The following is a 25154-nucleotide window of genomic DNA, read 5'->3' on the forward strand; positions in this document are numbered from 1 at the left end:
CAATATAATAAAACAACCTGATTGGATATTTTATTGTGAATAAAAGAAGGCTTTACAAAAATTATTTTCACCTCCTGTTTCTGTTCTTTGTCTGCCTGGCAGTTTACACCTTAAACGACCCTTCTGTGTTAGTTATGCAGAGGGATACGAAAACGGAGAATACTGACGGGCAGCTAACTATTGTATTGGATCCCGGACATGGTGGCAGAGACCCGGGAAAAGTGGGAATAAACGGTGCTTTAGAAAAGGATATCAACTTAGCCATAGCCCTGAAGCTGAAAAGTCTATTGGAGCAAAATGATATTCGGGTCATCATGACAAGGGACACGGATGATGGCTTGTATAAAGACAGTGATAATAATAAAAAAGCAGTAGACATGAGAAATCGTGTGGATATCATTAATAACAGCAAAGCTGTATTAGCAGTCAGTGTCCATCAGAACAGCTATACCAGTGAAGAGATTAAAGGTGCGCAGGTATTCTATTACACCAAATCTCCTGAGGGCAAGCAATTTGCTGGTGTAATGCAAAATCAGCTCAAGGCCACTCTCATGGATGGAAACAAAAGGGAAGCAAAATCCAATGACTCCTACTATATGTTAAGAAAGACAGAATGCCCTATTGTAATTGTAGAATGCGGTTATTTATCCAATACGGGGGAAGCTACTCTTCTCTTAACCGAAGACTACCAGGAAAAGATGGCCTGGGCGATACATTTAGGAATCTTTCGTTATCTAAATTCTATGAATAAATAAGGTACAAAGAAAACATGGCATTCTTTCAGGGATGGTGTTATAATGTACCTGTTATTGGTATGAAATTTATTTCATACCAACTAACTGATGACTCGATTCAACGTTAATCATTATGAATTATGGGCTCCTGTGGCAGATGTGACACTGGCATAAGTTTGTGGTGTAAATTATTCTGCCCATATATAAAGCAAACCAAACTTGCGGTACTGTCCAAATAAGATTTAGCCATTGTTTGTGCCATGGCGGTACTTCCGTCGAAGATGGAAATTTTCTATCACAAATATAATAAAGATACTTGCTATAATAAATTAACAGAAGCTGCCCAGGATCCTGGGTTTGGTAAACCAATATGAAAACGAAATTTATTCAATTAGATTGTAACAACATCGACAATACAAAAATAACTGAAGCAGCAGAAATACTAAAACAGGGAGGATTAGTGGCTTTTCCCACAGAGACGGTATATGGACTGGGAGCTGATGGATTAAACGAAGAAGCTTCCGGTAAAATTTATGCAGCCAAGGGAAGGCCTTCTGATAATCCTTTAATTCTTCATATCAGTTCCATGAAAGCATTGGATGCCTTAACAGCCGGTGATTGTTCCTTAGGCAGAAAGCTTGCAGAAGCTTTTTGGCCCGGGCCCCTAACCTTAATATTTAAAAAAAGCAGTCTGGTATCCTTAACTACCACGGGAGGACTGGATACCGTGGCTATCAGGATGCCTGCTCATCCTATTGCCTATGAATTGATACGGCAGGCAGGCTTATATATTGCTGCACCCAGTGCCAATGCGTCCGGAAGACCAAGTCCTACTACTGCAGCACATGTACTTGAGGATATGGATGGACGTATTGATATGATTCTTGATGGAGGCAGCGCAGATATCGGGCTGGAGTCCACCATAGTAGATGTATCGGCAGAAATACCGATTATCTTAAGACCTGGGTATATAACCCTGGAGGATATTATAGGAATTACCGGTGAGGCAGAATATGATAAGGGACTGCTTCAAAAACCGGAATCCGAGGATTTTAAACCCAAAGCACCGGGTATGAAATACAAGCATTATGCACCCAGAGGTCAGCTTACCATCTATGAAGGTGAGAGCGAGGCAGTAGTCAGGGCAATAAACCAGGCAGCAGAGGAAAAGCTGAAGGAAGGCTATAGAGTTGGGATTATAGCCACAGATGAAACTCTTACCAGCTACCAAAAAGGCCTGATTAAAACCATAGGAACCAGAAAAGATGAGAAGACTATTGCAGCCGGATTATTTAAGATACTAAGAGACTTTGACGGAGAACAGGCAGATTATATCTACTCCGAAAGTTTTTATGATAATCATTTAGGACAGGCTATTATGAACCGCCTGTTAAAAGCAGCCGGCTATCATATTGAGAAAGTATAAACAGATAAAAAAGCATTTTGTGGCTTAGTCCACAGATGGGAGTTAAGAATGATAAGATATGAAAAGATTATATTTGTCTGCACCGGAAATACCTGTAGAAGTCCCATGGCAGAGACTATTTACCGCAGTATGGAAACAAACAGTGATATCACTGTAACCTCCAGGGGGATAGTGGTACTATTTTCGGAACCCTTTAACCCCAAAGCAGATACTGTGCTAAAAAATCATAATCTTGAACTGGAGGGGCATTTTTCCAAGCCTCTCAAAAACTCAGACATTGATGAAAATACCTTGATACTGACAATGACTGAAAAACAAAAGCAAATAGTGACGGAAGATTTTAAGGATACCGGAAATGTATATACTATTAAAGAGTTCGTCGGTGAAAGCGGAGATGTTACAGATCCTTACGGCGGAACACTTATAGATTATGAAGATTGCTATGTAGAGCTTGCAAGGCTTGTGAAAAAGACAGTATATAAACTCAACGAGGAGGAAAACACATGATAGCGTTAGGTTGTGACCATGGCGGATTTGAATTAAAACAGGAGATTATAAAGCACCTTGAAGGAAAAAATATTGCCTATAAGGATTGCGGCACTTATACAGAGGAATCCTGTGATTATCCGGTATATGCCAGAAAAGTAACGGAGGCTGTTCTAAGCAAAGAATGTGAACTTGGAATCCTAGTCTGCGGAACCGGAATTGGTATATCCATAGCGGCAAATAAAGTGAAAGGCATACGTGCAGCACTCTGTCATGACTGCTTTAGCGCAGAAGCGACCAGATCTCATAATGATGCCAATATTCTGGCTATGGGTGCAAGGGTTATAGGTCCCGGACATGCATTAAAGGTAGTTGATACCTTCCTTGAGACCCCTTTCTCTCAGGATGAGAGACATATAAGAAGAATCAATCTGATTGAAGATTAATAGAAGCAATCCGTATAATCTCCATTTATTGGGTAAGAATATTATATAACTTTTATTTTATATAATTAAAATGTTTACCCAGTGTGGAGGCTTAAAATGAATACATCAGGAAGTGTTTACAGACAACTGAAAAAGGCTTTATTTACCGGAAAACAGAAGACCTGGATATATATAACCGGCATTTTGTGGATTGCAGTTATTGTCCAGATAGGTGTTAATCGTCTGCTGATTCCAAAGGTAAGTCTATTGGAGGCATTTGTAGGGACTAACACCAATGTATCTTCCTATGAACTTGAGATGTATGCAAGCTGTGGTAAAGGCATCTTAAGTGAAGAGGAGAAAAATGCTTATATCTATTATATTGCCGAGAATATCGGTCTTAAAATAGAACAGACACCTTCTGTTACCATCAATGGTGAAGAATCAGAAGTTGTCGTTGAAAAAACCGGTAAAAATGCAGATACTTCTGTAAAGATAGTAACTCTGAAGCAGCAGGATACGGAGGGAGCCGGAAACTATCATAATTATATACTAATTCGCCTGAAATTATATGATAATACGGAAAGTCTGCTCTCTTACCGTAAGATTCTTGAGAAAACCTTAAAAGATTTAGGTGCTGAGAATATTCAGACAACCATGCAGCTTTCCAGCAAATATAAGGGACAATTAGGCATGGACAGCAGAAATCAGATAACCGATGACATGATTAGAAGCCTGGGCGGTAAAGAGGCATATGCCTACAGAGAGGAAAGCCTTTATACAGTATACGCCTACAGCGGGCTGTTAAAGGAATATGTAACCTCCATGGGAACAAAGATTAATATCCATATTGCAATTCAATATGATGAAGATACAGATTCAACCATAGTCTACCTGGGAACACCGGTAATCAATGGTGGGTATTAAACCGCTGTTCACTTCTTACTCCGCTACACGGCGGAACGGAAGTGAGACAGCGTTTTTTATATCATAATTTAAAACCAGCGTTTTCTTCCTCTGTAACGTTTGCGGCGTTCCAGCATTTCGTTATAAAGCAATACTTCTGTCATATCCCGCATCCAATTATCATAACCGGTGGCAGAATTGTCATAGGAGGAGTTATCCGGTAAACTGGATTCCTTAACTGGATTCAGATTGTTATAAATCTTATCCACGAGTTTGCCAAGGTATACTCTGTCAGGGTATTCATCGAACATACAACTGCCGTCATATTCCAGCTTATCACATTCTTCTTCGATTAATACCATCATTTTCTTTGCTTTCTCCGGATACAGATGTTTCATATAACCAAAGTCCTTTGAGGCATCTTCACAGTTATCATAACCGTATAAAGGCATCATGGGTACTGCAAGAGGTACATGATAGGGAGATACATCGGTCATATAGATATTATTTGCCCCATACCCCTGGTTATAATCATAATCATATTCCGAGCTGTGCTTGCTGGCATATTCGGAATAATTCTGCGTTCTTGGTAAATAACCTGGAACCTCTGGGGTGGAAGGAATTAACGTTCCTGGAAAAGTATTTAGCGGCTGGTTTGGAAGCCTGTTGCCCGGAGCTGTAGGTGTAGGAGCTGTAGGTATATTAGGTAAGGATGGCAATGTAGGCAGAGATGGCTGGGTTGCTGTAGGGGTAAACGGAGCACCGGGCATTATGGGTGAAGTAAAACCCGGCAGAGCCGGCGAAGAGGGTATAGTACTTGGAACAGTCGGTATAGTAGGAATTCCAGGAGTGGTACCCGGTGTTCCGGGAACAGCAGGCGCAGTGGGCCTGGCAGGTGCGGTAGGCATAAAGGGCATGGCTGGTCTAAGCGGTAAAGTACTCATGCCGGGAGTTGTTATAGTGCCTGGAATAGCAGGTGTAGTGGGCATGACCGGTAAAGTGTTAATTCCGGGTGCAGTGGGGGTTCCAGTAGGAAGAGTAGGTCTTATAGGTGTAACATTCATTCCGGGGATAGTGGAAATACCGGGAGCGGAAGGGAAGGGCGGCGGAGACGTTGTTCCGGGTACTGTTGGTGTGGTAGAAGGAGTTGTTGCGCCTGGCATAAAAGGAGCTGTAGGCCGGGTAGGGACCAGGGGAATGGCAGGCTGCGTTAAAAGACCAGGTCTTGTTCCTGGGGTCATGGGTCTGCCGGGTCCTGGCATAGTGGCTGAAGGTGTCGGGCCAGGGGTAAGTGGTCTCTGAGGCATAATGGGAATGGTAGCCGGGGGTACCGGAGAGGTAGTCCCAGGCTGAGGAGTCCCAGGTCTTCCGGGCATTGTGGGAGCCATGGGCATAGTAGGTGCACCTGGAACAGTGGGGGTTACAGGTACAGTGGGAGTGGTCAGGGGGTCCTGCATGGAATTAACCTTTTTCTCATAATCAGGAGAAATACCTGTATAACTTAAAGTGTTGCTCTGCTTAGTACCTAAAAGGTCCGAGTATACAGAATTAATGAAACCGGGTTTACCTTTATCGGTATTATTTACCGGAGAAGTGGTATAATTGGGAATACCGGACTTTCCGAAAGGATTGTTAGAAGGTGAATATTCTGAACGAGAATATTTCATTCGATCCTCCTTAGATCTGCTATATCATTTTATAACTAATATATGCAGTGAAAGCTGTGCCGTTCACCATTCCTTTAAAAAAATATGTATTTCAATTTCGGACATGGGACCTATGCCAAAATTGAATAATATAGTAGGAATATTTTGCACGTTATGATAAAATGTATCCAGTAACTATCTGGAGTGTGTTTGAGCAGCATTTACACCTTATTGAGTTGAAAAGCACATCCTAAAATAGAAAGGTCAGTACTACAATGGAAGAGAAGCACTTATCCCTTATCAGGGAGAATTTGAATATAGATTTGATAGATATTATAATCAGTAACCCGGTGAAAGGCAGTGAAATAAATAAAATAACCGTAAGACCTGTAAGCCTTAAAGGCAAAGAGCTGTACCAGGTCTGTGAATATAGAAATAATCAGGTGTTCCATAAAAATATTGAATTGCAGGACTTACAAGAGCTTGTAGAACTTTATATGGGTAAGGTCATGAAACAGTTATTGGTGAGAAATAGTAAAAATGAGTTAACCATGCTGATAAGCAGCAAGGGTAAAGAGACATTGAAAATAAAGAAGTTACAACAGACCAATGAAAATAAACCCCTTGTTAAGAATACTTCCCACAACAGAGAAAAGACTTATATTATTCAGGAAGGAACTTTTGTGCCTTTTCTGTACGACCTTGGAGTCATTACAAATGAGGGTAAGGTCGTTAAAGGAAAGTACGATAAATTTAAACAGATAAATCGGTTTTTGGAATTTATAGAAGATATACTGCCGGCTTTAAAGAAGGACAGGGAACTGACGGTTCTGGATTTTGGCTGCGGCAAGTCTTATCTTACCTTTGCTATGTACTATTACCTGAAGGTGGTGAAAGGATGTGCCGTAAGAATTATCGGTCTGGACCTTAAGAAGGAGGTCATAGCACATTGTAATGAGCTTGCCAAAAAGTATGGCTATGACAGGCTGAACTTTCTGGTAGGAGACATAGCTGACTATGAAGGAGTCAGCAAGGTTGACATGGTAGTTACCCTTCATGCCTGTGATACGGCAACGGACTATGCACTTTCCAAGGCAGTACGCTGGGGAGCAGAAGTTATACTTTCAGTGCCCTGTTGCCAGCATGAATTGAATAAACAGCTTAAAAATGATATCCTGAACCCTATATTGCAATATGGATTGATTAAGGAGAGAATGGCTGCTCTGGCAACAGACGGACTCCGTGCTGAACTACTGGAAATAGCAGGCTACAAAACCCAGGTGCTGGAGTTTATTGATATGGAACATACGCCTAAGAATATCCTCATAAGGGGAGTTAAAAGAAGTGGAAAACAATCTGACAGTAAGATAAGGGAAAGATTAAAGGAATATGAGAGTTTAAAATCTTTTCTGGAGGTACAACCTGCATTATATGAACTGCTTAAGGATTATCTGCCGCTTAAGGCCAGTAAGGATGTGAAGGAATGTTAAAGCACGTATATCGGGTATTAATATTATTATTTATATTTGCCGGTGCCTTTTATTATTTCTCCAGGGATATTTCAGAGGAAGTAAATGAGGTCCAGGGAACTGTCAGTATGGGGAAAGTGTCCTTGCCCATAATTACTATCCGGCAGAACGGTTATGAAATAAACCTGCTACATGGCTACAGCAATAATCTGGAGGCTAATCTTGTAAGGGAGTCTATTACTCCTGTCGATACGGCACAGAGTCTTGATATCGTAATAGACGGGAAAGAAAATGATGTAAAGCGTGTTATCTATGAACTGAGAAGTATTAAGGATAACAGCTTATTGGATACAGATACCATAAATGCCCTTGAAAAAGAAGGGAATTATAAAATAGCCCACCTTAAATTTAAGGCAGGTCTTGCTCAGGATAAGGAATATGCTGTGAAATTTACCCTTGTAACCAGTAAGAGCAGAAAAATGAACTACTATACCAGGGTAAAAAAGATAGAAAACTCTTATAGCAAAGAAAAACTTGATTTTATCATGGATTTCCATAATTCCATTTTGAGCAGGAAAACGGATGGAATAACTGCTTATCTGGAACCCCAGAGCAGTGCCGATAATACCTCCCTGGCCTATGTGGACATACACTCCAGTTTGGAATTGATTACTTTTGGTAATTTAAAGCCCCAGGTAGCAGGAGAGATTGTACCTGTTATTAATGAAATAAATACAGACACGGCATCGGTGAGCCTTAACTATACAGTTAAAGCAGAAACAGAGTCCGGTGAAGAATATTACCGGGTGAAGGAGTTTTACAGGGTCCGTTATACCAGTACCAGAATGTATCTGTTAAATTATGAAAGGACCATGGAAGCTTACTTTGACTTAAATCTTACCAGCCTTGCAAAAAGTGAGTTTAAGCTTGGCATAACGGGGGATACGGAGATTGATTTTGTTACTGCCGGTGATAATAAAAAGCTGGCATTTGTAAGGCAGGGTGAACTGTGGTATTACAATCTGCCAGAGAATAAGATGACCAGAGTATTTTCCTTCCGGCAGGAGGAAACAGATTATATAAGAGATACCTACAATGAGCATAATGTGCAGATACTGAAGATGGATGATGACGGCAATATTGATTTTATGGTCTATGGTTATATGAACAGAGGTGCCTACGAAGGTTATGTGGGTATGGTATTTTACCGTTATTACAGTGGTGATAACAGGATTGAAGAGCTGTTGTATATACCAATGAATATAACCTATCAGTTATTAAAGGAAGAACTGGATGGTTTCAGCTATGTGAATTCCAATGAAGTATTTTACTTCATCTTAAACAGCCGGATCTATTCCTATAATCTTATAACCGATAATCTGTCTGTTATAGCAGAGGACGTAGACAAAGACAGCTATATTGTGGATGCAGACAATCATTACATCGCCTGGGAGAATACAACAGATAAAAGCAAGGTGACAGAAATATATATTCTAGACTTGGAATCCGGTGTAATGGACAGTTTAAAAGCATCAAGTAATGAGATCATAAATCTGCTTGGTAAAATTGATAATAATATAATATATGGATATGGAAAAAAGAATGCTTACATGACAGCACCTGATGGTACACTATTAACTTTGATGTATGAAATTGAAATAACGGACAAAAATAAGAAAATACTAAAGAGTTATCAGAAGGATGGGTATTTTATAACCGGAGCATATGCTGAAGGAAATATTATTACACTAAAGAGAGCAGTTAAAGGAGATGACGGGGAATACGAAGAAGCTGACGATGACTATATCTTAAATAGCGTGACTGAAAACCATAAAGTATTCCATATAACAGAACGTGTAACGGAAAAGATGCTTACGGAGTACTATATATCTCTTCCCAGCGGGTTTTCAATGGAGAAACTGCCGTTGCTCGTTAAGACGAAGAATACCATTATAACAGAAGATACAACGCTAAGACTTAAGGATTCCATCTTTGAATTGCCTGCCTATACAGTATACGCAAAGGGTGAGGCTGTTGCCTCCGGTGAAAGTGCCGGAGAAGCAATTGGGAATGCATTTAATGTTATCGGTACAGTAATGAATAGCAGGCAGCAGATAATCTGGGAAAGAATTATAAGGAGACCAATGGTTAATATATCTGGTGTGACACCGGTATATAGCGGACAGGACAGTAAGAGATCATGTGTGGCAATGTTAAGCAGCTTTAAGAAGGGATATGATGATTCTTCTCCTTCAGCAGATTCCCTGGTTTCCATGCTTAAGGAAAAGCTTGGTGATTCTTATCTGAATGTATCCGGAGCCAACTTAGAACAAGTACTGTATTATGTTAATAAAAATCAGCCGGTTATAGCCATGAAGAGCAAAAAAGAAGCAGTATTGATCGTCGGCTTTGATATGTATAATATAACGGTTATCGATCCTTCCTTGGGAAGGACCATGAAAATTGGTTTAAAAGATGCGGGTGAGATGTTTGATAAAGCCGGAAATATGTTTTACACCTATTTTGACGAAAGTATCGGTTAAGTTGAATAAGGACTATCCGAATAGAAAGCGGATATTCAGAAAAGAGGCTAGAATGAAGTTACTAAGCGTAGCAATTCCTTGTTACAATTCTGCAGCATATATGGAGCATGCCATAAAAACGCTCTTAACGGGGAAGGAGGAGGTGGAAATTATTATCGTAGATGATGGTTCTATCGATAATACTTCTGCCATTGCTGCTAAATATGAAAAACGTTATCCGGATATTGTTAAAGCTATCCGCCAGGAAAACGGAGGGCATGGAGAAGCGGTAAATACAGGGCTTCTGGCAGCCACCGGATTGTATTTTAAAGTTGTAGACAGTGATGACTGGGTAAATGAGGCGGCCTTTGCCAAGGTCCTTGCCACATTAAGGAACCTGGTATCTGACGGTAAGATGGTTGATTTATTTATTGCCAACTATGTTTACGAAAAGCCGAGTATCAATAAGCATAAAGTAATGGACTACAAAACAGCCCTGCCTCAGGACAGGGTATTCACCTGGAATGATATCATGTTCTTCAAACAGAGCCAGCAAATTATCATGCATGCTGCAATCTACAGAACAAAGTTGTTGAAGGATTGTGGACTGAAGCTTCCAAGTCATACCTTCTATGTGGATAATATTTTTGTTTACCAGCCCCTCCCCTACGTAAAGACCCTGTATTATCTGGATGTAAATCTTTACCGCTATTTTATAGGACGGGACGACCAGTCGGTCAATGAGAAGAATATGATCAAACGTATCGATCAGCAGATTCGCATTACCAAGATAATGATTGATTATAAAGATATTACGACCATAAAGAATCGGAAGCTTAAGAATTATATGATAAAATACCTGACTATGATGATGGCGATTTCCTCAGTCTTTCTGATTAAGGAAAATACACCGGAGAGTCTTGAGAAGAAAAAGGAATTATGGGACTATTTAGAAAAGAATAATAAAAGGCTGTATAACAGAATTCACAATAAGGTACTTGGCAGATCCATGACCCTGCCAGGTAAAGCCGGGAGAAAGATTGTAGAATTAGGGTACAGAATATCAAGAAAAATCTATGGGTTTTCATAAACCCATAGATTTTTGAAGGTTTTAAATAAGCTGCTGGAAAGGTATCCGCTAACTTACATAAGAATATTAGATTTCAGCGTAAAGTTTCTTTTCTCTTGCTTTATCTGTCTGTCTGGCAGCCATCCATACATAAACCACCAAATACATAACAAAAGCAAGAAGTACACCCATAATTACATCAAAAGCAGAGTGCTGTTTCAGAAATACAGTGGAAAGGCTGATAAATATGGTTAAGATTATGGAACCGTAAGTTAACCAGCGTTTCTTCTTTAAGGATTCACTCTTACAAATGGCAATAGCAGCACCGATAGAGTTAAAGACGTGAATACTGGGGCATACATTGGTGGAGGTATCCGTTGAATAAAGTCTTCTTACAATATCAATAAATATATTATCTCTTCCCAGTGTATCCAGATTAGGTCTTAAATCCTGGCCATTAGGCCAAATAGTGTAAATTATCAGGCAAATTGTCATACCGATGAATAGAAAAGCAGTTAGTCTGTAAAATTCATCCCTTGATGCAAAGAAAAAATATACTACGGATAAAAAGATATATAGGAACCAGAGCATATAAGGAATGACAAACAATTCATTAAAAGGTATCAAATCATCTAATTTAATATGAATAGAATAATAATTCTTTGTAACTGTTTTTTCCAGATAGTAAAACCAAACCATATATATGACAAAATAGGATAGAACCCATGCGTGCCTGTATTTATGGATTAATGTTTTCAATAGCAAGGCCTCCGTTTTATTCATTCTGTTATTCATTGGAATTATAGCATAGCAGGGACAAGATAACAACAATGTTCAAGGATAATTTAGTTTTGTTAAGGAAATCGTAAGAAAGTTGTACTCGTTGAATTAGCTATATCTAAAACCAGGAACAGCTGTTGTTAATATTAAAATATATTTATGTTTCTATCTCTTGAGGCTTTATTTTAACCGATATATTTAAGACTTAGTAAACTCAGAAGATATAAGACTAAAATTAAATCTTATATAGTATGGGTACATTAAAGGAGTTTAATCAAATGAAAGTTGTGATTCAAAGAGTAAAACAGGCATCTGTAACTGTAGAAGGCAAGATTACGGGAAGTATTAAGAAAGGCTTGGTACTGCTTATAGGAATAGGCGGAGAAGATACAAGGGAAACAGTAGATAAATATCTGGACAAGATATTAAAGCTTCGGATATTTGAAGATGAACAAGGTAAAACAAATCTTTCGATAAGTGATATAGAGGGAGAGATTCTGGCAATATCACAGTTTACCTTGTATGCTGATTGCAGGAAAGGAAACCGCCCTAATTTTCTGCAGGCAGCAGCACCAAAGGAAGCAGAGGAACTGTATCAATACTTTTTAACAGCCTGCAAGGAGAAATACGGAAAGGTTGAAGCCGGAATATTTGGAGCAGATATGAAAGTTGAATTACTGGGGGATGGGCCGTTTACTGTAGTATTAGAGAAAGAAATGTTGGGATATTAGCACTTTTCGCTTTATATAAGAAGAATAGTCGAACGATTTTCTCTATTTATCTTGTAATGCCTTTTACTGTCCGATATAATTGAGATGTAAAATACTGGTTATTTTTGATTTATGCAGAACCTGTACAAATTATTCATAACAATTAATCCGGAAGGAGGAGCTATAATAAATTTAAGAAAATATAGAAAGATTGTCTTCCTTGTTGCATTACTCCTGTCTATTAACCCTTTTACCTTTAGGGCCCCAGTCTTAAACAAGACTGCTTATAGTAAAACCGTTTTATACAATACGAGTAATGTATTGTCTTATACCTTTGCACAAGATCAGGAAGAAGCGTTTATTAGAACAGTGGACAGGCAGATATCGGCTTTTTTACGGCAGGAGGACAAAGTTCTTACCATTGAAGGCACTGATGAAATAGAGTTCAATGAACTTAGCGGCCAGTTTTTAATGGTAGATTTCAGGTTAATGAACGCAAAACCTGGTAGTGGAAATGAATCCGGTGCTATCAAAGGGTACCAGACGGAACTTACTCTTTCCGGGGACCCGGTATACTGGAGGTTGGATACAAAGGGAAAAGTATATGGGGTAGGCAATGTAGAACTGGCGCAGCCTGAGAAGCTAAGAGAACTTCTGCCACCTGTCCTCAAGGGCATAAAAGCAGAATTCTATACGATCAGACAGAGGAATAACACCTTCCAGGTACATATGAGTTTAAAAAATGATGGGAAAGATATTGGTTCTTATTTCTCCAGCCAAATCAGCAGAAGCAGCCTTCCCGAAGAATTAAGAGAATTGGTGGCATCAGATAATGGTATAGGTACTCTTGAGCTTAAAGCAAATTATGAGATGGATATACCCCTGGTGTCTGAGGGTGAAAATGCTGATAAGGATATATCCCGTATAAAATTAAAACTTACCCTTGTAACCCATATTAAAATATGTAATGACTAGAAATAACAAAACCTGATATACTAGATCAGTGATGGATAAAATATAGGAATAACCCAGGAAGTAAAGTAATATACAAATGAATAACAGATAATAACGGCTGCTGATGGCAGTTTTTTTTTATGGGATGAAAGAAACCTGCTATAACATAAAAAGCCCGGAGGGTAGGAGCCTCATATATAACGCTGAAGAATGATAGTCACAAGTTATTTTATTTTCATTGTAGTGGTCACAAATAATTCATAGTAATCATATATGAAATTATAATATAATCATTGACAAATAGAAATACCTGTGGTAGATTATAGATAGTTAGCAAGTGCAAAATATTATTTATCATATAAAATATAAAAAGGAGAATAAGTTATGGCAAAGATAGCAAAGAACCTTACAGATTTAATCGGAAAAACTCCTCTTCTGGAACTGGCTAAGTTTAGTGAGAGCAATGAAGTTAAGGCGAAATTGATCGGAAAACTTGAATACTTTAATCCCGCCGGCAGTGTAAAGGACAGAATTGCAAAAGCTATGATTGATGATGCAGAAGCGAAAGGATTATTAAAGCCCGGTGCAACAATTATAGAGCCTACCAGTGGTAATACAGGAATCGGTTTAGCTTCCGTAGCGGCAGCCAGAGGTTATAAGATTGTTCTTACAATGCCTGAGACAATGTCTGTTGAAAGAAGAAACCTTTTAAAAGCATATGGTGCTGAGCTTGTATTGACAGAAGGTGCTAAGGGTATGAATGGAGCAATTGCCAAAGCAGAAGAGCTTGCCAAAGAGACTCCTGATTCTTTTATTCCCGGACAGTTCGTTAACAGTGCTAATCCTGAGGTTCACAGAAATACTACAGGACCTGAGATCTGGGACGACACAGAGGGTAAGGTTGATATTTTCGTTGCAGGTATCGGTACCGGCGGAACTATTACAGGTGTTGGTGAATATTTAAAGAGCAAGAATCCCGATGTTAAGATTATTGCAGTTGAGCCCAGCGCATCTCCTGTATTATCAAAGGGTACACCAGGACCTCACAAGATTCAGGGTATCGGAGCAGGTTTCGTACCTAAGATCTTAAATACTGAGATTTATGATGAAATCATCACTGTAGATAACGAGGCAGCATTTGCTACAGGTAAGCTCATTGCTAAAACAGAAGGCCTTTTAGTAGGTATTTCTTCCGGTGCTGCCGCTTGGGCTGCAACACAGGTTGCTAAACGTCCTGAGAATGAAGGCAAGACTATCGTGGTATTGCTTCCTGATACAGGTGAAAGATATCTGTCTACTCCATTATTCGCTGAATAATTTCATTTTATATAATCTTCCCTAACCGGCCGGACCTTTTCATAAGGTCCGGTTTTTTTCCTGCCACAAGTTAAGCCACGGCAAATGTCATCGCCCCTTGACAAGAGAGAAGGGTATAGCGCAAAATAAGTATAGGAATGAGTAAGTTTAGTTATAAAGGAAGGACTTTTACATGAAGGATGAAAAAACAGTAGAGGAATCATTTACGGAGCAGGTTCATCTGTTAATGCCGGGACATATCAATGGCAGCGGAAGGCTCTTTGGCGGACAGCTTTTGGAGTGGATTGATATTGTTGGCGGTGTTACTGCCAAAAGACATGCGGAATCCCATATTACAACAGCGGCAATAGATAATCTGCAATTTAAGGCAGGAGCTTATATAAATAACACAATTGTACTTTTGGGAAGAATAACTTATGCAGGAAATACCTCTATGGAAGTAAGGGTAGATACCTATGTAGAGGAACTATCCGGATTAAGAAAACCCATCAACAGAGCATATCTGGTTTATGTTGCCATAGACAGCGAAGGCAGGCCTGTTAAGGTACCAAAGCTTAAGGTTGAGACAGAGGCACAAAAAGCAGAATGGGAAGGTGCATTGAAAAGAAATGAGCTTCGCAGGCAACGCAGGATAGAAGGATTTTAACGGATTTTATACTGGCATATAAGGGGACAAACAGGCATATATTAGAAAAAACAAGCTTGGGGGCCCTATATGCATCCGTATATGGAAGAGAGAATCATTGAGCTAGCCAATTATACTATTGAAAACAAAGCAACTGTAAGAGAGACTGCCAACCGCTATGGCATTAGTAAATCAACTGTACATAAGGATCTGCAGGATAGACTGCCGGGAATTAACGGTCAGCTATATAATGCGGTCAATGAAATTCTGATGTTTAACAAAGCAGAACGGCACATAAGAGGTGGACTGGCTACGAGAAAGAAGTACAGAAAGACTTTAAGCAGTGCAGGTGTATGAGCTTACATGCACTTAAAAAAGCCGTATACCGGATTTCCTTTCTTGCATCATCAGCCCTCTAAGGGTATAATAATAGCAGACAGCCATAATATTAAAAGAATATTAAGCTGCAAATGATTAAAGTTTAAGGAGTTACATTTTGGAGAAAAGCATACAGGTGAAGAAAAAAGATATAATCCTTATTGCCGTTGTACTGGTAGTGGCCATTGCGGGTTTACTGGTGTTCTATTTAACGCAAAAAAGAGGGGATACCGTTGTAGTCACCATTGACGGAGTTATTTATAATGAATATCCACTGAACAAAGACATAGAAGTAGACATACCCGGTATTAATGGTGGTACGAACCATTTGGTTATTAAAGACGGTTATGCAGATATGACGGATGCTGACTGCCCGGATAAAATATGTGTTGATTCCAGGAAAATCAGTAAAACGGGAGAAAGTATCATCTGCCTTCCCAATAAGGTAGTAGTTAAGATAGAAGGAAATACCCTTTCGGAGGTTGATGGTTCTACAAACTAAAAACATAGGATGAAAAGGAGTGCTGAATATGGATACTTTAGAACTTGCCTTATCCCTGGAATTAGATCTGGGAAAATACTACAGGGAGCAGGCTGAAAAGAATGCGAATAACAGCTTACAGGTTGTATTTAACATGCTTGCCAGGGAAGAAGATAAACATGCGGAGATATTAATGAGTAAGGCAGATTTATTAACACTTCCTGTCAGTGAAAGCAATATTCTAAAGGAAGCAGAAAAGCTGTTCCGCCACCTGAAAGATTTTGAAAGTGACTTTACGGAATTACCGAGTCAATTGGATTCTTATCGCATGGCCCTGGAGATGGAGCATAAAAGTCTTAAGTTTTATACTTCTTTAAGGGATAAAGCTGAATCCAAAGAAGAAAAGACAACTTACGAATACCTTATTAAACAGGAAGATATCCATTGCATCCTCTTGGAGGAACTTGTTAAACTTACTACAAGACCAGAGGAGTGGGTAGAATCTGCTGAGTTTGGAGTACGAGAAGATTACTAAGAAAATTGAGAGCCCCGGTACTTATGATTGCTTCTGCAGTTAAGAGTTCCAGGGCTTTCTTTATTTGCCTTATTTGCTTAGAAGGATAATGATATAATTTGCAATTACCTTGCATACAATATAGAAACAAGTACAATAGGGGGATATCCTTTTGAAAGGCTATATAGAAGAACGTGCAGTAGAAATAGCCAACTACATAATCGACAACAATGCGACCGTGAGGCAGACAGCAAAGCAGTTTGGCATTTCAAAATCAACTGTACATAAAGCCGTTACAAAAGTGAACGAAGTAACTTGAAAGGAGGGAATTAATTGGAGGACCCGGAAAATGACAAGAACCTTATGGTAGTGGAGGCTATAGAAGGATATGCCTGGAATCACAATATGAAACCCTGGGAAGTCTTTCTGCTCTTCAGGCACAATGGTATATTAGAGCTTCTGCGTACGCAGTACAAGCTATTGCATACACAAAGTCTGGAAGAAAGCATATACTTTGTGGAGGACATTTTAAGGAGAAGGCAGAATGAAAAATGATTTTACTTTATACCATGGTACCAATGTTATGTTTGACAAGGTGGATTTAACCTATTCAAAGGATAAAAGGGATTTTGGAAGAGGATTTTATACTACGACTTTTAAGGAACAGGCAGAAGGCTGGGCTGAAAATATGTATATCCGGTATGGAGGAGAAGGCAAGTATGTCATGGAATTTAAACTGGCTGTGACAGAGGAGCTTTCTGTTAAGCTGTATCCGGGGCTTACCAGGGAATGGCTTGAGATGATTAAGAGCAACAGACTGTACGGCGGAATTCAGCATACATATGATATAGTAATCGGGCCGGTAGCCGATGATAACATAATGAGAATAATAGCTCTTTATGTAGCCGGAATATATTCTGAGGAAACAGCCCTTGACAGGCTGAGACCTTATAAGGCTCATGACCAGGTCTCGCTGCATACGGCAAAAGCACTTGAATATCTGAAATATACGGGAAGGAAAGAATTACCTCCTTTAAGAATTTCTGAGTTGGAAGCGGTATAAAGACAGCATGAAAGAAAATATGGTTGAGTATAAAATTAAAAATGTACTGAATTATAAGTTTCTAAGTAATCAGTACTCCAGACAAGCCTGGGATACGCATAAGTATGAAGCCAGAATGAGATAAAGAACATTTGCATTTCTTATTATCCGCAAGACCGCTTGCGGCAAGCATGTCAGGTTGGAAATAAAAAAAGGAAAGGATGTCATGCCACGCTTTTCAACCTTTTCTATTTGTGGCAGTATTCCAGGCTGCCCTGGAATATGCAGTGGGATAAATATGCAGAACCGTTATATATACAGGGACGAAGATGTTACCCTGGATGTTATAATTAAAATTGAACACGTAGTACGACTGATAGCCCGAGAAACCGGTAAACCCTTTGATGACTGCCTCTATGAGTTCTATCGATCAAAAGTTTATGAAATGCTGCAGAAAACAGGCTCTCTAATGTGGGTAGAGAGCGCAGAATTCATAACAGATGAATATTTCAGAGAGAATCCCTTATAAGAACTTTTTCTTTTTAAAGTATAAGATACAAATGATTATAACTGAAACACTTAATATAATTACACCAAGATAACCGTATTTCCAGCCAAACTCGGGCATGTTAAAATTCATTCCGTACCAGCCTACAATCAGAGTCAGCGGCAGGAATATCGTAGTAACAACAGTAAAGAGCTTCATGATGCTATTTAGATTATAATCCATCTGAGAATGGTAGGAATCCCTTACATGAATGCTGTAATCCTCCAGTTTTCTTACATTGTTGCTTAAGCGGGTAACTCTGTCAGTAAACAGTTTAAAGTAACGTAGCTTGTCCTCTTCAAACAGTCCGATGGAATTGTCCATCAGCTCATCTCCGATGGAAATAAGCTGCTCGTAATAATTACCCAGAAGAAGCAGTCTTTTTCGTGTCTTTGTGATTTGGTGATAAAAGTCCTTGGGAAATCTGTTTTCATCTATACTGTCTTCGAAGCTGCTGATGCTGTCTTCTATCTCCTCAAGAATAATAAAATTATTCGTCAAAAATCTTTCTAAAAATCCATATATCAAACGTTCCAGCGAGATCTTCGTAAAATTAATCTGGCTTAAGGAATCCATTAAATCCTTATGAATACTGTTATCCTGGTCTTCTATAATTACAATCAGAAAAAGGTTTTCCTTAATATAGATGCCTATTCTGTCCTCCAGATGAATAAAGTACTTTGTATCAATAGCTCTGATAATTCCAAAATGGTAATCATCATAAATTCCCATTCCGCCATGGAGCTTCCTGGTAACATCCTGACATTCCAATACAGTGGCCTCAGCAAAACCAAAGGAGCTATAGAGTTCTGAGAGTTCCTTGAGGTTTATAATGCCTAGAGTAAGGACGGAGGGATTATAATCTTTTAAGTCAATTGGTCTGAGACTGTCCTGAAGCTGATAGAACATAGAAAATTCCCTTTCTGATTTCTTTTTCAAGAGTATACCATATAAATACAATGGTTAAAATATCTAAATATAAGAAAGTTATAATTAATGGAAGAAAGTGCAAAATTAAACCATAAGAAATACAGTATATGGGGGTATTGTAATTATTTATTATAAAATTATGGGAAATAAATCATATATTAGCAAAACATATAAATAGCATTATTATATTTAATAAAAAACCTATGCTCATAGAACTTTTAAAAACTGTCCCAATCCTTTATAATAGACAATGTTCGCCTGCAAAGGGGCAGTTTATATATTTTACAATTAAAGGAGAAAGTTATGGAAAAGTTTTTCAAACTGAAAGAAAACGGCACCACGGTTTCCACAGAAATTGTAGCTGGTATCACAACTTTTTTTGCGATGGCTTATATTATCTTCGTAAATCCACAGATGCTTAGTCAGACAGGTATACCTTTTGGGGCGGTATTTCTGGCAACCATTATAGCTTCTGTAGCCGGCACCCTGGTAATGGCACTTTTTGCAAATGTGCCTTATGCGCAGGCACCTGGTATGGGACTAAATGCATTTTTTACGTATACCGTTGTTTTCCTTCTTGGTTTTTCCTGGAAAGAAGCATTGGCAATGGTTTTCCTGTGTGGCCTTATCAATATTTTAATAACTGTAACCAAAGTTCGTAAGTTAATCATCAAAGCTATTCCTTCCAGCCTTCAGAGCGCTATCGGCGGCGGAATTGGTATATTCATAGCATATCTGGGTATTAAAAATGCCGGATTACTGAAATTTACTTTAGATCCGGGTACTTATACTGCATTGGATAGCGGAACTGTTATCGGCGGAAGCAGCGCTGTACCTGCTCTTGTAGATTTTGACAACAAAGCAGTTATTCTTTCCATCATTGCGATTGCTCTGTTTGTAATACTACTGGTTCTAAAGGTAAAAGGAGCTATTCTTATAGGTATAGCTGCAACAACCATTATCGGAATTCCTTTAGGAGTTGTTAATGTTTCTGACTTAAGTGGTACTACAGGACTGGGAGAATCTTTCTCACAGCTTGGTACAACCTTTGGCGCTGCACTTGGTGCAGATGGCCTTGGTTCACTTTTCAGCGATGCTTCAAGAATTCCTCTCGTATTAATGACTATATTTGCTTTCAGTTTATCCGATACTTTTGATACAATCGGAACTTTTGTTGGTACAGGTAAGAGAACCGGTATCTTTGATGCTGCTGATGAGAAAGCTCTTCAGGAGGGAAACGGATTTAAATCTAAGATGGACAAGGCTTTATTTGCGGATTCTGTTGCAACCTCAATTGGTGCCATCTTCGGAACCTCTAATACTACTACTTATGTTGAAAGTGCTGCAGGAATCGGAGCCGGCGGACGTACTGGTCTTACCAGCGTAGTTACCTCTTTGTTATTCCTTTTAAGTATCTTCCTTGGACCTATTGTTAACATTGTACCTCCTCAGGCAACTGCACCTGCGCTTATAGCTGTTGGTATCATGATGATGTCCTCCTTTAAGGAAATTAACTGGGCAGATCTGGATGAAGCAATCCCTGCTTTCTTTGCATCTATTTTCATGGCTTTCTGCTACAGCATATCTTATGGTATCGCTGCCGGTTTTATCTTCTATTGCATCGTAAAGATTTGCAAGGGAGAAGCAAAGAAGATTCATCCTATCCTTTGGGTGGTAACAGGTTTATTTGTATTAAATTTCATTGTATTAGCTGTAATTCAGTAATAAATTCAGGCACGATAATAAACCTGATATAAATAAAATATCCTATAAAAGAAGGTCACGCATGAGCGCTGGCCTTCTTTTAATTGTGCGCCTGGCGGCGCACGTTTCTAATGGGTGAAAGTCCCTAGTCTGCCCTAGTAGTGGGAAAGACACAGCCAAGACCAAGGGTGTCGTGGGTGACTGCGAATCTGAAGGAAGGTGGAGGCAAATCTCTGGTCTGACGAACAGAAATCACATCAGGCTACAGTTAAGGATAAGACTGCAATACAAGTTAAAGTCCAATAACTACTCGGAATTAACTGTAGTAAATGTGGCAGATGGATGGAGAGAAAGAAACGTGTGGTACCCAGGGAGATCTCGTCAGCAAGTGAAAACAGAGTATGAAACTTGTAGTAACAACGAATGACGAGAAGTCAGCCGAGGTCATAGTACCATTTCAGTTGCAAATGATATGGGAAGGACTGAACTTTAGGAGGTACAAGCAATGAAAGTAACTGATAGTAGATTTAAGAACAGACAACTTCATATGGAAGACTATCTGCAAATGGTATCTGCGGAACAGAAAGAGGATGCAGAAGTGTTCGACTACGGGAAGATTACTGAAAAGAGCGGTATCATCACAAACTATTGGATGAATAATCTCTTGGAATTGATTTTGCGAAAAGATAACCTCAACAAGGCATATAAGCGAGTGAAATCAAATAAAGGAGCAGGTGGAACAGATGGAATGCAGGTGGATGAACTTCTGCCCTACTTAAAGGAAAACCAAGACACCTTAATTCAAGAGATAAAGGGAGGCAGATTTAAGCCAAACCCAGTTCGAAGGGTAGAAATACCAAAAGAAACAAAAGGTGAGTTCAGAAAGCTTGGAGTTCCAACCGTGGTTGACCGAGTTATCCAACAAGCAATCATACAAGAACTAACGCCTATCTACGAGGAGCAGTTCTCAGAAAACAGTTTTGGTTTTCAGCCGAAAAAAGGTGCACATGATGCACTGAAACAATGCCAAAAGAATGTAAACGAAGGCTACGTATATGTGGTTGATATGGATTTGGAAAAGTTCTTTGATACCGTATGCCAGAGTAAGCTGATTGAGGTATTGGGAAGAACCATCAAAGATGGCAGAGTTATCTCTTTGATACATAAATACCTCAATGCTGGAGTGATAACAAAAGGGGTGTTTGAGAAAACAGAGGTCGGCATGCCACAAGGTGGACCATTAAGTCCATTGCTAAGTAATATCATGCTAAATGAGTTGGACAAGGAACTTGAAAGCAGAGGACATAGGTTTGTCCGATACGCAGATGATTGCATGATTTTCTGTAAAAGCAAAAAGAGTGCAGAAAGAACCTTGGAAAACATCATACCATTCATTGAGAAAAGGCTATTTCTGAAAGTGAATAGGAAGAAAACGCAAGTCGCGCACATCAGTAAAGTTAAATATCTTGGATATACATTCTATAGATATAGAGGTAAATGCAGATTTAGAGTACATCCGAAATCCGTAACAAAGATGAAAGACGCAATACGAAATCTGACAGACCGAAACAATGGCATGAGCAACACAGCGAGAGAAGATAAATACCAACAGTTTGTGAGAGGATGGATAGAGTACTTTAAACTCGCAGATATGAAGAATCTTCTAAAAGGCATAGATGAATGGGCTAGACGCAGAATACGAGCGGTCTATTGGAAACAGTGGAAGAAAATCAAGACAAAGTACAGAATGCTTAGAGCCATAGGATGTGAGCATTGGAGAGCCAAAGAACTTGCCTGTAGTAGAAAAGGGTACTGGCGCATGGCGCAAGTGCTGAACCAGATATTTTCTAATAAAATAATAGCCAAGCTAGGATATACATCCATGCTTGACTATTATCTGATAGTTTATGAAAACTAAAGAACCGCCGTATACGGAACCGTACGTACGGTGGTGTGGGAGGTCGGTAGATAAAATAATTATCTACCTCCTACCCGATTTTATATTCTTTTACAATCCGACGATAACCGGAGCAGGAATGGAGTAAACTGCATTGACTGAGATAATTTTACTGGTGTAAATTTGTCCGCAAAATAAACATATCGCAGAAAGAGTTGTCATAAGATTAAATAAAAACAATTGGCTGGAAAAATGAAACAATTAAAACAAGAGAAACAACTGGCTGGGAGAAAAAAATTAAAAGTTACTTTCCATAATACTGACCCTAAAGCACGTACTGCTAAATATCTGGTTGAAATTATAAAAGAAGTAATTGGGAATAAACATAAACAGGGGACAGAAAGGGATGACTTTTTTTGAGGGCAGCGGCATACTGCAGAGTATCAACAAAAAGAGAAGAGCAGCTTGACAGTTTGGAAAGCCAACAGAAGTTTTTCCAGGATTATGCAGAAAGGAACGGTTATGAGCTGGTGAATATCTATGCAGATGAGGGGAAGAGCGGTACAAAGATGAAAAACCGAACCCAGCTGCTTAGATTGCTGGCGGATGCATCTCAGAATGCCTTTGATCTGGTTCTGATAAAGGATATCTCAAGACTGGCTAGAAATACCGTTGACTTCCTTACCAGTATCCGCAGATTAAAATCAAAGGGAATTAAAGTAATCTTTGTTAATTATGATCAGACCTCCTCGGAAAGCTCAGAGTTTATGCTGACCATGTTAAGTGCCATAGCACAGGAGGAAAGTGCCAATACCTCTAAGCGGGTCAGGTTTGGGAAAAAGCAGAATGCAAGGCTTGGAAGAGTACCGAATCTCATTTATGGCTATGATAAAATCCCGGGAGATTACTTCGAGCTTAGAATCAACGAAAAAGAAGCGGAAATAGTCAAGCGTATTTTTACCCTGTATACTCAACAGAGAAAAGGGGCAGGTAAAATTGCGGACATACTTAATGCGGAGGAGATCAAGACTAAAAGGGGCTGTTCCTGGAGTCAGATTGGGATATGCCGTTTACTTGGCAATGAGATATATACAGGAAAGATAATAAATGGAAAAGAGGAGATAGAAGACTTTCTGACTGGTAAAAGAAGGGCTTTGGATAAGGAACAATGGCAGATTACCTATAAGCCGGAATTTCGGATTGTAGATGATGAGGTGTTTCAGAAGGCACAGGAAATAAAGAATAAGAGGAATAAGGACAAAGAGCTTAAAAAGAGCAGGGAGTCAAATAAACACCCCTTCAGCCAGCTTATCAGATGTGACCATTGCGGAGGCTATTTCAGAAGACTTACCAGGAATTATAAAACACCTGTGGTAACCTGGGTATGCAGCACCCGTAATATGAACGGAACTCAAAGCTGCTGTAATAATATAACAATCCGGGAAGAGGAGCTGCTTGAAGCGCTTATTAACGGCTTGACGGATATAATCAGGCAAAGTCCTAATGCTCTGCGTACTTTGTCAGATTGCTGTTATAGTGGGGCAGGTTCTTCTGATTACTATAATAAGGAAAAGATTCAAAGTGAAATCAGTAAAAAAGACAAGCAGCGTCAAAAGTACATAGAGCTTTATACGAAAGAAATTATCTCAATGGAAGAATTACGGGAGAGGACATATAATCTTGCTGATGAGATTCAAAAATTAAATAATCAATTGCAGGAGACAGAGGGAAAGGATAATCCTTCACCGCCACCAAAATGCAATCCTGAATTCTATGTAAAAGAAGTTTTTTCTGATAATGTGAACCTGCGGCGTATTCTCGACAGACTTGAAGCTGATGACGAAGGAAATGTTGATATTTATCTTAAAAGGAATCTTTTTTAACCAAGCTGCACATACCCGTTATTTAAGGTATGTGCAGTTTTGGTTTGGATTTTACATCACTCTTTATTTAAGAGCCACAGAATACTTACATTTAGAGAGTCTGCCAATGCTACCAGTTCGATGTCTGTTACCGGCCGCTTATAGGATTCGATCTTAGATATGGAGGTGCTCTCCATATAGACACCTCGTATAGCCAGTCTGGCAAGCAAGTCAACTTGTGTTATTTTCGGGTTTTTCTTATATCTTGCTTCTCTAACCCGATCGCCGATAAGATTTTTCATATGTATCACTCCGTTTTTCTAAAATATAGCAACAATTTGATTATAAAAGATGTAAATGCGAATATCTTGCTTATAGAGCAAATCATTCGACAAAAAATTAGAAATCCATTGTTGCTTTATCAGTATGCCACATAAATACGTTTTACATTCATAATTGTTACACCTGTACATAAAGATGTTACAGAACGTTTAGGGCAGCTTAATCCTACGCTTGCAGATCGGGCAAGAATCGTGCTGGATTTAAACAAATCTGAAAGGCATATCAGAGGCGGTTTAGCCACAAAAGAAAAGTATTTACATAAAACGAAATATAGTCAAGCATACTAATGAGTAGTAGTCTATTAATTAGAAATAACTATAATTCCCCATAAGGAAAAGCTCTTCTTAAAACAGAAGGGCTTTTTTGGCAATTAATAAATATAGGTAGA

At 39.1% G+C, this 25154-nt stretch carries 27 protein-coding genes and 2 pseudogenes; 25 read left to right on the plus strand and 4 right to left on the minus strand.

Annotated features, from left to right (window positions below; translation table 11 throughout):
* Positions 1-35 precede the first annotated feature (35 nt).
* The 5 genes from BR73_RS0103640 (at position 36) to BR73_RS0103660 (ending at position 3998) form a co-directional block, all read left to right on the plus strand.
* Entirely contained in the window at positions 36-755 is a 720-nt protein-coding gene (locus BR73_RS0103640) for an N-acetylmuramoyl-L-alanine amidase (protein WP_051684937.1), read from the plus strand.
* 349 nt (positions 756-1104) lie between these two features.
* Entirely contained in the window at positions 1105-2160 is a 1056-nt protein-coding gene (locus tag BR73_RS0103645) for an L-threonylcarbamoyladenylate synthase (RefSeq protein WP_033164446.1), read from the plus strand.
* Between the two features lie 48 nt (positions 2161-2208).
* Positions 2209-2667, plus strand: a complete 459-nt coding sequence (locus BR73_RS0103650) for a low molecular weight protein arginine phosphatase (RefSeq protein WP_033164447.1) — start codon at positions 2209-2211, stop codon at positions 2665-2667.
* Positions 2664-3092 (plus strand): ribose 5-phosphate isomerase B, encoded by a 429-nt coding sequence (rpiB, locus tag BR73_RS0103655; protein WP_033164448.1) that lies wholly within the window; start codon positions 2664-2666, stop codon positions 3090-3092. Before BR73_RS0103650 ends, rpiB begins: the two co-directional genes overlap by 4 nt.
* A gap of 96 nt (positions 3093-3188) precedes the next feature.
* Complete coding sequence (locus tag BR73_RS0103660; RefSeq protein WP_033164449.1) at positions 3189-3998, plus strand: YwmB family TATA-box binding protein; 810 nt, start codon at positions 3189-3191, stop codon at positions 3996-3998.
* A 68-nt stretch (positions 3999-4066) separates the two neighbouring features.
* On the opposite strand, the gene BR73_RS0103665 is transcribed toward BR73_RS0103660, so the two are convergent.
* Positions 4067-4474 carry a hypothetical protein gene (locus BR73_RS0103665; RefSeq protein ID WP_033164450.1) on the minus strand — a complete coding sequence of 136 codons (408 nt, stop codon included), beginning with the start codon at positions 4472-4474 and terminating at the stop codon, positions 4067-4069.
* 115 nt (positions 4475-4589) lie between these two features.
* On the opposite strand from BR73_RS0103665, the gene BR73_RS0103670 reads away from it, so the two are divergent.
* The 4 genes from BR73_RS0103670 to BR73_RS0103685 all read left to right on the plus strand — a co-directional run bounded on the left by BR73_RS0103670 (position 4590) and on the right by BR73_RS0103685 (position 10704).
* A complete protein-coding gene (locus tag BR73_RS0103670) occupies positions 4590-5279 on the plus strand; it encodes a hypothetical protein (protein ID WP_033164451.1) in 690 nt (229 codons plus the stop codon).
* Between the two features lie 619 nt (positions 5280-5898).
* The gene (locus BR73_RS0103675) at positions 5899-7113 is read left to right on the plus strand and encodes an SAM-dependent methyltransferase (RefSeq protein ID WP_051684938.1); all 1215 of its coding nucleotides are present in this window, start codon (positions 5899-5901) and stop codon (positions 7111-7113) included.
* On the plus strand, positions 7107-9635 hold the full coding sequence (locus BR73_RS0103680; protein ID WP_033164452.1) for a hypothetical protein: 2529 nt from the start codon (positions 7107-7109) through the stop codon (positions 9633-9635). The genes BR73_RS0103675 and BR73_RS0103680 overlap by 7 nt, the downstream gene beginning before the upstream one ends.
* A gap of 52 nt (positions 9636-9687) precedes the next feature.
* Entirely contained in the window at positions 9688-10704 is a 1017-nt protein-coding gene (locus tag BR73_RS0103685; protein ID WP_033164453.1) for a glycosyltransferase family 2 protein, read from the plus strand.
* A gap of 66 nt (positions 10705-10770) precedes the next feature.
* Here BR73_RS0103685 and BR73_RS0103690 read toward each other — a convergent pair whose 3' ends face one another.
* Positions 10771-11442, minus strand: a complete 672-nt coding sequence (locus tag BR73_RS0103690; protein ID WP_033164454.1) for a phosphatase PAP2 family protein — start codon at positions 11440-11442, stop codon at positions 10771-10773.
* A 299-nt stretch (positions 11443-11741) separates the two neighbouring features.
* Between BR73_RS0103690 and dtd the strand changes: the two genes are divergently transcribed.
* The 11 genes and pseudogenes from dtd (at position 11742) to BR73_RS0103745 (ending at position 18013) form a co-directional block, all read left to right on the plus strand.
* On the plus strand, positions 11742-12194 hold the full coding sequence (dtd, locus tag BR73_RS0103695; protein ID WP_033164455.1) for a D-aminoacyl-tRNA deacylase: 453 nt from the start codon (positions 11742-11744) through the stop codon (positions 12192-12194).
* Positions 12195-12494: 300 nt separating this feature from the next.
* Positions 12495-13148: a hypothetical protein gene (locus BR73_RS0103700; RefSeq protein ID WP_156034579.1), complete on the plus strand. Its 654-nt coding sequence runs from the start codon at positions 12495-12497 to the stop codon at positions 13146-13148.
* A gap of 363 nt (positions 13149-13511) precedes the next feature.
* Positions 13512-14444, plus strand: coding sequence for a cysteine synthase A (gene cysK / locus BR73_RS0103705; protein ID WP_033164457.1), 933 nt, complete (start codon positions 13512-13514; stop codon positions 14442-14444).
* Positions 14445-14616: 172 nt separating this feature from the next.
* Positions 14617-15090 (plus strand): acyl-CoA thioesterase, encoded by a 474-nt coding sequence (locus tag BR73_RS0103710; RefSeq protein WP_033164458.1) that lies wholly within the window; start codon positions 14617-14619, stop codon positions 15088-15090.
* A gap of 69 nt (positions 15091-15159) precedes the next feature.
* Positions 15160-15426, plus strand: a complete 267-nt coding sequence (gene spoIIID, locus BR73_RS0103715) for a sporulation transcriptional regulator SpoIIID (RefSeq protein ID WP_033164459.1) — start codon at positions 15160-15162, stop codon at positions 15424-15426.
* A gap of 139 nt (positions 15427-15565) precedes the next feature.
* Positions 15566-15949 (plus strand): NusG domain II-containing protein, encoded by a 384-nt coding sequence (locus BR73_RS0103720; RefSeq protein ID WP_242860617.1) that lies wholly within the window; start codon positions 15566-15568, stop codon positions 15947-15949.
* A 28-nt stretch (positions 15950-15977) separates the two neighbouring features.
* Positions 15978-16463, plus strand: coding sequence for a ferritin family protein (locus BR73_RS0103725; RefSeq protein ID WP_033164460.1), 486 nt, complete (start codon positions 15978-15980; stop codon positions 16461-16463).
* Between the two features lie 151 nt (positions 16464-16614).
* Positions 16615-16740: pseudogene (locus BR73_RS0103730) on the plus strand (sporulation transcriptional regulator SpoIIID); the annotation flags it as partial.
* A 35-nt stretch (positions 16741-16775) separates the two neighbouring features.
* Positions 16776-16997 (plus strand): DUF3791 domain-containing protein, encoded by a 222-nt coding sequence (locus BR73_RS0103735; protein WP_156034580.1) that lies wholly within the window; start codon positions 16776-16778, stop codon positions 16995-16997.
* Positions 16987-17505 carry a DUF3990 domain-containing protein gene (locus tag BR73_RS27070; protein ID WP_051684939.1) on the plus strand — a complete coding sequence of 173 codons (519 nt, stop codon included), beginning with the start codon at positions 16987-16989 and terminating at the stop codon, positions 17503-17505. The genes BR73_RS0103735 and BR73_RS27070 overlap by 11 nt, the downstream gene beginning before the upstream one ends.
* Before the next feature lie 277 nt (positions 17506-17782).
* Positions 17783-18013: a hypothetical protein gene (locus BR73_RS0103745; protein WP_033167048.1), complete on the plus strand. Its 231-nt coding sequence runs from the start codon at positions 17783-17785 to the stop codon at positions 18011-18013.
* On the opposite strand, the gene BR73_RS0103750 is transcribed toward BR73_RS0103745, so the two are convergent.
* A complete protein-coding gene (locus tag BR73_RS0103750; protein ID WP_051684940.1) occupies positions 18008-18940 on the minus strand; it encodes a CorA family divalent cation transporter in 933 nt (310 codons plus the stop codon). The genes BR73_RS0103745 and BR73_RS0103750 overlap by 6 nt on opposite strands.
* 324 nt (positions 18941-19264) lie before the next feature.
* Between BR73_RS0103750 and BR73_RS0103755 the strand changes: the two genes are divergently transcribed.
* From BR73_RS0103755 to BR73_RS0103765, 4 genes are all read left to right on the plus strand, one after another.
* The gene (locus BR73_RS0103755) at positions 19265-20686 is read left to right on the plus strand and encodes an NCS2 family permease (RefSeq protein ID WP_033164461.1); all 1422 of its coding nucleotides are present in this window, start codon (positions 19265-19267) and stop codon (positions 20684-20686) included.
* Between the two features lie 484 nt (positions 20687-21170).
* Positions 21171-22583, plus strand: coding sequence for a group II intron reverse transcriptase/maturase (ltrA, locus tag BR73_RS0103760; RefSeq protein ID WP_033164413.1), 1413 nt, complete (start codon positions 21171-21173; stop codon positions 22581-22583).
* A gap of 231 nt (positions 22584-22814) precedes the next feature.
* A complete protein-coding gene (locus BR73_RS28620) occupies positions 22815-22982 on the plus strand; it encodes a hypothetical protein (protein ID WP_156034581.1) in 168 nt (55 codons plus the stop codon).
* Positions 22979-24445 carry a recombinase family protein gene (locus BR73_RS0103765; protein ID WP_051684941.1) on the plus strand — a complete coding sequence of 489 codons (1467 nt, stop codon included), beginning with the start codon at positions 22979-22981 and terminating at the stop codon, positions 24443-24445. Before BR73_RS28620 ends, BR73_RS0103765 begins: the two co-directional genes overlap by 4 nt.
* Before the next feature lie 56 nt (positions 24446-24501).
* Here the strand turns inward: BR73_RS0103765 and BR73_RS0103770 are convergent, their stop codons facing one another.
* Positions 24502-24726, minus strand: coding sequence for a transcriptional regulator (locus tag BR73_RS0103770; RefSeq protein ID WP_033164462.1), 225 nt, complete (start codon positions 24724-24726; stop codon positions 24502-24504).
* Between the two features lie 159 nt (positions 24727-24885).
* Between BR73_RS0103770 and BR73_RS28115 the strand changes: the two are divergent.
* Positions 24886-25053 (plus strand): annotated as a pseudogene (locus BR73_RS28115) (sporulation transcriptional regulator SpoIIID); the annotation flags it as partial.
* Between the last annotated feature and the right edge of the window lie 101 nt (positions 25054-25154).

This window comes from Clostridium sp. KNHs205 (assembly GCF_000702945.1).
GTDB lineage: Bacteria > Bacillota > Clostridia > Lachnospirales > Lachnospiraceae > Anaerocolumna.

Excerpts from the sequence above, each read along its gene's own strand:
- spoIIID (WP_033164459.1), top strand. The coding sequence starts at position 15,160 with ATGCATCCGTATATGGAAGAGAGAATCATTGAGCTAGCCAATTATACT.
- BR73_RS0103770 (WP_033164462.1), bottom strand. The coding sequence starts at position 24,726 with ATGAAAAATCTTATCGGCGATCGGGTTAGAGAAGCAAGATATAAGAAA.
- cysK (WP_033164457.1), top strand. The coding sequence starts at position 13,512 with ATGGCAAAGATAGCAAAGAACCTTACAGATTTAATCGGAAAAACTCCT.
- BR73_RS0103745 (WP_033167048.1), top strand. The coding sequence starts at position 17,783 with ATGCAGAACCGTTATATATACAGGGACGAAGATGTTACCCTGGATGTT.
- dtd (WP_033164455.1), top strand. The coding sequence starts at position 11,742 with ATGAAAGTTGTGATTCAAAGAGTAAAACAGGCATCTGTAACTGTAGAA.
- ltrA (WP_033164413.1), top strand. The coding sequence starts at position 21,171 with ATGAAAGTAACTGATAGTAGATTTAAGAACAGACAACTTCATATGGAA.
- BR73_RS0103650 (WP_033164447.1), top strand. The coding sequence starts at position 2,209 with ATGATAAGATATGAAAAGATTATATTTGTCTGCACCGGAAATACCTGT.
- BR73_RS0103660 (WP_033164449.1), top strand. The coding sequence starts at position 3,189 with ATGAATACATCAGGAAGTGTTTACAGACAACTGAAAAAGGCTTTATTT.
- BR73_RS0103680 (WP_033164452.1), top strand. The coding sequence starts at position 7,107 with ATGTTAAAGCACGTATATCGGGTATTAATATTATTATTTATATTTGCC.
- BR73_RS0103675 (WP_051684938.1), top strand. The coding sequence starts at position 5,899 with ATGGAAGAGAAGCACTTATCCCTTATCAGGGAGAATTTGAATATAGAT.
- BR73_RS27070 (WP_051684939.1), top strand. The coding sequence starts at position 16,987 with ATGAAAAATGATTTTACTTTATACCATGGTACCAATGTTATGTTTGAC.
- BR73_RS0103665 (WP_033164450.1), bottom strand. The coding sequence starts at position 4,474 with ATGACCGATGTATCTCCCTATCATGTACCTCTTGCAGTACCCATGATG.
- BR73_RS28620 (WP_156034581.1), top strand. The coding sequence starts at position 22,815 with ATGAAACAATTAAAACAAGAGAAACAACTGGCTGGGAGAAAAAAATTA.
- BR73_RS0103710 (WP_033164458.1), top strand. The coding sequence starts at position 14,617 with ATGAAGGATGAAAAAACAGTAGAGGAATCATTTACGGAGCAGGTTCAT.
- BR73_RS0103750 (WP_051684940.1), bottom strand. The coding sequence starts at position 18,940 with ATGTTCTATCAGCTTCAGGACAGTCTCAGACCAATTGACTTAAAAGAT.
- BR73_RS0103725 (WP_033164460.1), top strand. The coding sequence starts at position 15,978 with ATGGATACTTTAGAACTTGCCTTATCCCTGGAATTAGATCTGGGAAAA.
- BR73_RS0103645 (WP_033164446.1), top strand. The coding sequence starts at position 1,105 with ATGAAAACGAAATTTATTCAATTAGATTGTAACAACATCGACAATACA.
- rpiB (WP_033164448.1), top strand. The coding sequence starts at position 2,664 with ATGATAGCGTTAGGTTGTGACCATGGCGGATTTGAATTAAAACAGGAG.
- BR73_RS0103755 (WP_033164461.1), top strand. The coding sequence starts at position 19,265 with ATGGAAAAGTTTTTCAAACTGAAAGAAAACGGCACCACGGTTTCCACA.
- BR73_RS0103685 (WP_033164453.1), top strand. The coding sequence starts at position 9,688 with ATGAAGTTACTAAGCGTAGCAATTCCTTGTTACAATTCTGCAGCATAT.